Consider the following 1,581-nt stretch of genomic DNA (forward strand, 5'->3'; position numbering starts at 1 on the left):
CGCTCCTATTTGGCAAGGTGTTTTTTAGAATCCATTTTGCGCTCGGCCTCGAAGGCTTGCCTGTCCCAATCGAGCGGAAGTCCGGCCTCGACCCATGCCTCGTAGGCCCTCCTTATGGGCTTGAGCTCCCTTTGGCCCCTCTCCAGCATCGAGATGTACTTCTCGCTGGTTCCCAATATGGACGCCGCCCTCACCTGGCTGACCCTCGCCGCGCGCCTGGCCGCCACGAGCCCCGAGGCGTCCTCGGGCCTCCTGACCTCGTGCGGGCGCATCAGCGCCCGGTACGCCTCCCTGGCCACGTAGCGCTTGAGGCACCTCATGACCTCCCTGTCGCTCTTCCCCCGCGCCCTGGCCCTCTCGGCGTACTCGGCGGTCTCGGGGTCGCGCATGACCCTCTGCCTCGCGATCTCGTGCAGAGCGCTGTTCGCCTGCCGGTCGCCGCCCCTGTTGAGCCTGTGCCTCACGGTCTTGCCGCTCGAGGCGGGGATTGGGCAGGCCCCGCATATCGCCGCGAACGACGCCTCGGAGCGCAGCCTGCCCGGGTTGTCCCCGGCCGCGACCGCGAGCTTGGCCGCGCTCACGGGCCCGCACCCGTACATCGCCAGCAGCGCGGGGCAGTTCTCCTCCAGGGACGCCTCGATCGCGCGCTCCATGTCGAGCGCCGCGTCGCGCGCCGCCGCCCACAGGTCCGCCAGCGCGCCGAGCGCGGCGCCCAGCGCGCCCTCGGCGCGCACGGAGGGGAGCTCCTCCATCAGCCTCGGCCCCGCCATCCCGCGGAACCTCGACCTGAGCCCCTCCGGGGCGGTGGTGAGCAGCGACCTCGCGGTGTTGATCGCCGAGGTCCGCGCCTTCACCGCCCCGGAGCGCGCCGCGAGCATGCAGCGCACCCCGTCGACCCACCCGTCCTGGCTCTTGGGGGTCCCGAGCCTTGAGCCGGACATCGCCGCGCGGGCCGCCCTCTCCGCGTCCGACTCGTCGCACTTTCCCTGCCCCGGGCGCCTCCTCTGCATCCTCGCCGGGGAGAGCGCCTCGCGCACGGGCATCCCAAGCGACGCGAGGTGCCTGGTGAGGCCCGCCCCGTAGGACGACGTCCCCTCCATCGCGACGCAGGCCGGCTCCCCGGCCGCCGCGATCGCCCCGGCGAGCGCCTCGTAGCCCGCCGCGTCGGCGGGGAACTGGCGGGACAGGACCTTGCGGCCCCTCCAGTCCAGGACGCACAGCCAGTGCGAGTCGGCGTGGGTGTCGACCCCGCAGAAGACCGGCCCGCGGGCGCCGGGTGTCGATTCGTTTTGCATGTCTCGCTCCGTTCTTTCCGTGCTCGCCTGGACCGGGCAGACGGCACACTGACGGGGCGCGATAGAATGCGGTTGTTCGGGTCCGCGGTATCGCTCCATGCTCCTATTAGGTCATGCGGCGGTCTCGGCTCGCCGCGGCCCGCGCGGGACATGTCAGGAAACGAGGGCAGCCCTGTGGGCGCCAGCGGAATGTGGGGTCACCGCGCGGTCCGCATCTGATGGTGTCGACGTCAATGGTATACGGGTGCACCATCGACGTCTTCAATACAGAAGATATCAGTGCGGA

General features: G+C 70.8%; 1 protein-coding gene. It reads right to left on the reverse strand.

Annotated features, from left to right (window positions below; genetic code table 11):
- Nucleotides 1–5 precede the first annotated feature (5 nt).
- On the reverse strand, nucleotides 6–1,295 hold the full coding sequence (locus I2F59_RS09810; protein ID WP_195504012.1) for an IS110 family RNA-guided transposase: 1,290 nt from the start codon (nucleotides 1,293–1,295) through the stop codon (nucleotides 6–8).
- Between the last annotated feature and the right edge of the window lie 286 nt (nucleotides 1,296–1,581).

The sequence above is a fragment of the Collinsella aerofaciens genome (assembly GCF_015556945.1).
Classification (GTDB): Bacteria; Actinomycetota; Coriobacteriia; order Coriobacteriales; family Coriobacteriaceae; genus Collinsella; species Collinsella aerofaciens_AO.